The 6,351-nt window shown below is 56.7% G+C and carries 7 protein-coding genes; all 7 read left to right on the forward strand.

Annotation, left to right across the window (positions count from 1 at the left end):
* Positions 1-53: 53 nt before the first annotated feature.
* The 7 genes from ruvC to rlmD all read left to right on the forward strand — a co-directional run bounded on the left by ruvC (position 54) and on the right by rlmD (position 6,264).
* The gene (gene ruvC / locus NW828_RS13465; RefSeq protein ID WP_011432146.1) at positions 54-560 is read left to right on the forward strand and encodes a crossover junction endodeoxyribonuclease RuvC; all 507 of its coding nucleotides are present in this window, start codon (positions 54-56) and stop codon (positions 558-560) included.
* A 95-nt stretch (positions 561-655) separates the two neighbouring features.
* A complete protein-coding gene (locus NW828_RS13470; RefSeq protein WP_414384402.1) occupies positions 656-1,309 on the forward strand; it encodes an LON peptidase substrate-binding domain-containing protein in 654 nt (217 codons plus the stop codon).
* Between the two features lie 66 nt (positions 1,310-1,375).
* Positions 1,376-2,194: an alpha/beta hydrolase-fold protein gene (locus tag NW828_RS13475; RefSeq protein ID WP_414384404.1), complete on the forward strand. Its 819-nt coding sequence runs from the start codon at positions 1,376-1,378 to the stop codon at positions 2,192-2,194.
* 36 nt (positions 2,195-2,230) lie between these two features.
* Positions 2,231-3,289, forward strand: a complete 1,059-nt coding sequence (locus tag NW828_RS13480) for an ATP-grasp domain-containing protein (protein ID WP_414350608.1) — start codon at positions 2,231-2,233, stop codon at positions 3,287-3,289.
* 68 nt (positions 3,290-3,357) lie between these two features.
* On the forward strand, positions 3,358-3,546 hold the full coding sequence (locus NW828_RS13485; protein ID WP_414384406.1) for a hypothetical protein: 189 nt from the start codon (positions 3,358-3,360) through the stop codon (positions 3,544-3,546).
* A complete protein-coding gene (locus NW828_RS13490; protein WP_011432151.1) occupies positions 3,531-4,718 on the forward strand; it encodes a GNAT family N-acetyltransferase in 1,188 nt (395 codons plus the stop codon). Before NW828_RS13485 ends, NW828_RS13490 begins: the two co-directional genes overlap by 16 nt.
* Positions 4,719-4,869: 151 nt before the next feature.
* Positions 4,870-6,264 (forward strand): 23S rRNA (uracil(1939)-C(5))-methyltransferase RlmD, encoded by a 1,395-nt coding sequence (gene rlmD / locus NW828_RS13495; RefSeq protein ID WP_414384408.1) that lies wholly within the window; start codon positions 4,870-4,872, stop codon positions 6,262-6,264.
* The last annotated feature ends 87 nt before the right edge of the window (positions 6,265-6,351 follow it).

Here is a 6,351-nt window from a genome sequence, read left to right on the forward strand (position 1 = left end):
TTTGGAAACAAACAGAATGCTATCGCTGCATAGTTGAACAGTGATGTTCAGCAGTGTTCAGCGTAAATGTATCAGACACCCCACCTGAGCAGCGCATCCTCGGCCTAGATCCAGGTCTGGGAACCATGGGTTTTGGTTGCATTCTGGCGGGATCTGCGGGGTTGAAACCTGTGGATTATGGGGTGATCAGCACCCCCAGCCAACACTCGATGCCGGAGCGGCTGCAAACGCTGCACGAGGATTTGAGCCAGTTGCTGCGCCAACTGCGCCCGCATCAGGTGGGGCTGGAAAAACTTTTTTTCTACAAAATGGGCAATACCATTGCCATCGCCCAAGCCCGTGGCGTGATCCTGCTCACCTTGGCCCAGCATCATCTGTTGCCGGTGGAGTTTACGCCCGCCCAAGTCAAGCAAAGTTTGACAGGCTACGGACGCGCCGACAAGCAGGCTGTACAAGCTGCCGTGGCCCGGGAACTCAACCTGCCCAGCTTGCCCCGCCCGGATGATGCCGCCGATGCCTTGGCGATTGCCATCACGGTCTGGCACCACCGCTTCTCTTGAGGGATCCCGTCCCTGTCAATCCCCTACCTTTAGCAGAGATAAAGATTGGCCAATAAAGATGGGCTAGACTCAGTACAGCGAGAAGCACAAGCCCTATGCCTTCTTCTTCCGTGGATGTTCGCGAGCTACCGCTGTTTCCCTTGCCGGAGGTGGTGCTGTTTCCGGGCCGACCTCTGCCGCTGCACATTTTCGAGTACCGCTACCGCATGATGATCAACACCATTCTGGAGACGGATCGCCGCTTTGGGGTGCTGATGTTCAATCCCCAGACGGGATCCCCAGTGCGGGTGGGCTGTTGTGCTGAGGTGTTGCAGGTGCAGCGATTGCCGGATGACCGCATGGACATTTTGACCTTGGGGCAGCAGCGCTTCCGCGTCTTGGATTACGTGCGGGAAAAACCCTTCCGGGTGGGGCTGGTGGAATGGATTGAGGATGAGCCGACCACCCCTTCCGATGACCTGCAGAGCTGGGTGCGCCAGGTTACCACTCTCCTTCAAGATGTGGTGCGTCTCTCGGGCAAGCTAATGGAGCGGGATGCACAGTTGCCGGAGCAGCTCCCCACCACCCCCATAGAACTGTCCTACTGGGTGGCTAGCCACTTCCATGGGGCCCCCCAAGAGCAGCAAGCTCTGCTGGAAATGGTCAGTACCGAAAGCCGGCTGCGCCGGGAAGCCGAAATTCTCGAGTCCACCCGCAAGCACTTGGCTGCCCGCACGGCCCTCAAGGATCTGTTCACGGAAATTTCCTGAGGTTCCTGTCAGTTGGTCAGGTCTGCTCCCATCTGTTCTGGTGGCTCTTGTGGACCTTTCCAGAGAGTGCCCTTTGCCTTTCTCGACCAGGCAGAGCAGAATGCTTCCCCCGGAAAGGTTGGGTATTTCTTGAGGATCCCTTCCCCGTTTTTCATGGCCTACGCTCGCCGCTACTTGCGCTTTCCCTCTCAGATCTTGGGCCGGGAAATGGAGATGCTCCACTTTGGGCATCACGGCTACCCGCTGATCTGTCTGCCCACCAGCAACGGGCGTTTTTTTGACGTGGAAGATCGCGGCATTATTGCCAGCCTCAGCCATCATCTGGAACAGGGCTATTTGCAGGCTTTTTGCGTGGAAACCCTAGATTGGGAGACTTTGTTCAACCGCCAGCTGGACTTGCCCCAACGGCGGGATCGTTGGCTGTTGCTGGAGCAGCACTGGGTAGAAGAGCTGATCCCCTACGCCAAGGCCGAGGCGCAAAATGAGTTTCTGGTGGTGGCTGGGTTTTCCCTGGGAGCTACCCATGCTGTCAACCTCACCTGTCGGCATCCCGGCTTGGTGCGCCGTTGCTTGGCCCTGGGGGGGCCCTACGATGTGGCCGCTCTCGGCTCTGTCACCGGCTGGGATCCCCAACGGGCAGAGCAGGAGCTGTATTTCATCAACCCGCTGGCCTATATGTCCAACATGAGCCGGCAACTCTGGGATCACTTGGGTGGGCGCAACACCGAGCTGAAGTTGCTCACCGCTCGCCACGACCACTGCCTCAGCGACAACCTGCGTCTGGCGGAAGTGCTTAGCCGCAACGACATCCCCCATCAACTGGAGGTATGGGAGGGGGATCACGACTGGCCCACTTGGCAAGCGCAAATCCGCGCCTTCGCGTAGGATCCCTTGCAGGGAATAGCTTTTGAGAGAGCTTTGATGATTGAAGACTATTGGGTTGGCAGCCTGCACTTCAGCGAGCCTTTTGGGGACGATACTCTGGCCCGCCTCAACGCACTTCCCCCTGTTCAAGCTCGCAACGGCCAAACTTACAAGATCCGGGCCGAACATGTCACCATTCACGAGGTGAACCTGGATTACCGCACCAAGTATCGCCTGATCCTGGATCGTTTCAGCTACCTTTACCCCCAAGCCATCGGCCTGTTCATGGGCTTTGCCTTTCGGGGGGTTTACCTCATCAACAACCCGTTTAGCTTTTATTACTACCTGCGCAACAAAGATGCTGCCTACATGGTGGTCAAAGAGCTGGGGATCTCCATCCCCAAAACTTACATTCTGCCCCCTAAAGAAGCCCCCGCATTGAAAGCAGAAGATTTTAAGTATCACAAGTTTTTCGATTGGCAGGGGATGGCGGAAGATCTGGGCTGGCCAATTGTGATTAAGCCGGCGGAGGGGCGAGAGGCCATTGGAGTAGAAATAGCCCACAACATGGAGCAGCTCCTCTATTTTTATGACCGCTCTGGATCTCAGGTGATGATGATCCAAGAGAAGGTCAAAACCCCTTACCCTTGGCAGATTCGCGCCCTCTGCATTGGCCGAAAGATCATTCCGATCAAGTATATCTTTCGCAAGTTCGATGCCAGCGAATATCTGTTTGATCCAGAATTTCTTACCCCGGAAATGGGCCAGAAAGTCATCAATACCTGTCGGATTATCAATCGAGTTTTGGGCTATGAAATGAACTCGGTGGAGCTATTCATCGACGAGCAGGGAGAGCTGCAGGCCATCGACTTTAACAATCCGGTGCCCGATGGGCGGCTCAAGGCTTTGGGAGAGATCTTCTATAACGATTACCAGCAGGCCCTTTGCGATTTGGTCTTGGACATCGTGCGGGAACAGCGTCCTTTCGACTTCCTGCCCCCAGATATCAACCGCTTTGCTCACATTGCCCGACGGGCTGACCTCACCCGCGAGCAGAAGTTTCAGATGGCTCTGGATTTGGCCAACCGTTACTACGAGCCCAGGGATCCCGATTAAAATCAAACCAGAACCCACAAGTGTGGTTTTCCGCTGGGGAGGTTGTGGACGGGCAAAGGAGCAGCAGCGTGGTTTCCGGCCCCGCTTCAGGGTGGTCCATAATCAAGCAGGCGCAGGGATCCTGCCAGGTGCTGCATTTGGCGGCGGGGGATCCCCTCTTGAGTCGGCAAGAGCATTGGGGGCCTTTTCCCGGCCAAGCTGAGGCGATTGGGCGGCGGGTTGGTCTGATCCAGGCAGGCAAATGTCAACCGGCTTGAAATGGCGCTGGTGCCACGATATTCGCGAGATCCCAGCAGGGGCCTGGCACGCCTTGCAAACGGAGCGCACCTCTCCTTTTTTGGAATACGAATGGTTGCACAGCCTAGAGAGCTCAGGTTGTGCCAGCCGCAGGACAGGGTGGCTGCCCTGTCACCTGTTGGTGGAGGCAGACGGCCAGTTGGTTGCTGCTGCCCCCTTGTATTTGAAAAGCCACAGCCAGGGGGAGTTTGTCTTTGACCAAGAATGGGCTGCAGTTGCCGGCCAATTGGGGGAACGCTACTACCCGAAGTTAATCGGCATGGCCCCCTTCACCCCGGCCACGGGCTATCGCATCCTCGTCCATCCCGAGTATTCGGAAGCAGAGGTGTGGTCGTTGATGCTGGCAGCCATTGACCGGTTTTGCCAAGAGAAGGATATTTCGGTGTTTAGCTTGCTTTATGTAGATCTGGACTGGCGGACTCAATTGGAGTCGGATGGATTTACGCCCCGGATCACCCACAACTACCAGTGGCACAACCCCGGCTACCGCTCTTACGAAGACTTTTTGAGCCAGTTCAATGCCAACCAGCGGCGCAACATCAAGCGAGAGCGGGCTGCAATGGAAAAAAGCGGCCTAGAACTCAAGATTTACACAGGAGAGGAGATCACGCCCCGCCTGTTGTCTCTCATGTACGACTTTTACAGCAACACCTGTGCCCAATTTTGGAACTGGAGCAAATATCTCAATCGCCGCTTTTTCGAGTCTCTCTATCCCAACTATCGGGAGCGAGTTGTGCTGGTGGCCGGGGAACGGAATGCAGAAATTGTGGGGATGTCTTTTTGTATTCGTAAGGGGGATCGCCTCTTCGGGCGCTACTGGGGTTGTCGGGAGGAGGTGAAGTTTTTGCACTTTAACGTTTGCTACTACGAGCCCATTGCCCTCGCCATCCGAGAAGGGATCCGCAACTTTGATCCCGGCGCAGGGGGATCCCATAAGATTCGACGGGGATTTCCGGCCACGCCTGTGTACAGCTACCACCGCTTCTACAGCCGAAGGCTACAACAGGTTTTGGTGCCCTACCTAAACCGGGTTAACCCTCTCATGTTGGCCGAGCTGGAGAACGTGAATCAAAACGAGGTTCCTTTTCGAGAAGATGTTTTGCCTTCTCTATCTGCTTTGACCAAGGAGTGAACCACTTCATTGGATGGGGTTTTCAATCCCGTAAGCAGTTGGCGGCTGACATGCTTTTTGCCTTGCTACAGCTTTTTCCGGCAATGCTGACTCCAGCCAACACGACCTGACCTATGGTTATAGTTATTTCGAATTTTGGCGAAACAGCCTAATGGAACATCCGATCCCTTCCGTCCTTCCTGATCCCGTCAAACCTGGGGATCTTTTGATGTTGGAGATCACGGCCCTGACCCCCCAAGGAGATGGCATTGCCCACACGGCAGGACTTGGACAAGGGCGAGTGGTGTTTGTGTCCCAGGCGGTGCCCGGGGATCAGGTGGTGGCCCAAATAACCGAGATCAAGCGCAACTACTTGGTCGGGCGAATTCGGTCGCTGATTTCTCCCTCTCCCCAACGGGTGCGACCAGCCTGCATTGTGGCGGACAAATGTGGTGGCTGCCAATGGCAACATGTCAGCTATGCCCAGCAATTGGCCACCAAGCAGCAAATCCTCAGGGATGCACTGGAGCGGATTGGCGGTCTGACTCTGCCGCAGCCTGTCCCTATTTTGGGATCCCAGCAGCCGCTGCGCTATCGCAACAAGGTCACCTACCCCATGGCCAAACCGGAGGGCCAGCCCTTGCGCATGGGCTACTACCAACGGGGCAGCCACCGCCTGGTGAACCTCAACCAATGCCCCGTGCAAGACGAGCGGCTGGATGTGTTCCTGAGGGAAATCAAGCGGGATCTCCAAGAAACGGGCTGGAGTGTCTACGACGAAAGTCGTCACCAAGGTCATCTCCGCCACTTGGGTTTGCGCATCGGTCGCCGTACCCGCGAGGTGCTCCTGACCTTGGTCAGTTGCAGTCGTCGCCTGCCCCATCTGGAAAGCTGGGCCGAACGCTGGATGCAGCGCTACCCTGACCTGGTGGGGGTCTGTCTCAATCTCAACTCGGCCCGCACCAATGCCATCTTCGGCCCGGAGACTGAGGTGATTGCCGGTCGGGGGTCTTTGCGGGAGGAATTTGCCGGTTTTTCCCTCTGGATCGACAGCACCTCTTTCTTCCAGGTCAACACAGAGCAAGCAGAAGCCTTTTTTACCTGGATAGCCGACCAACTGAACCTGCGGGGAGAAGAGACCATCCTGGATGCCTACTGTGGCATCGGCACCTTAACCTTGCTGCTGGCGCAACGGGCGAAACGGGCGATGGGGGTGGAAGCTTTGCCGGAAGCGGTGGCCCAAGCCCGCTACAATGCCCAGTTCAACGGTATCGCCTCAGCCCAATTTTTCCAGGGCACGGTGGAACAGGTTTTGCCGACCCTGCCCCCTGCCGACATTGTGGTGCTGGATCCGCCGCGGCGCGGCTGCGACCGCCAAGTGCTCGAGACCCTAAAGCTGCGACGACCACCACGCATCGTCTACGTTAGCTGTCACCCTGCCACTTTGGCGCGAGACTTGCAGATCCTACTGGCAGAGGGATCCTATCGCCTTACCCAATGGCGGGCGGCTGACTTCTTTCCCCAAACCGGGCATGTGGAGGGGGTGGCCTTTTTGGAGCGAGTTTGAAGAGTACGCACCCTGACCAAAAGGCGCGGCAAGCCCCGTCCTTCAGGGCAGGGAAGGATAGCGCGAACCGTAGCCTATATCGTTGTC

The sequence above is a fragment of the Synechococcus sp. W55.2 genome (genome assembly GCF_047461635.1).
Taxonomy (GTDB): domain Bacteria; phylum Cyanobacteriota; class Cyanobacteriia; order Thermostichales; family Thermostichaceae; genus Thermostichus.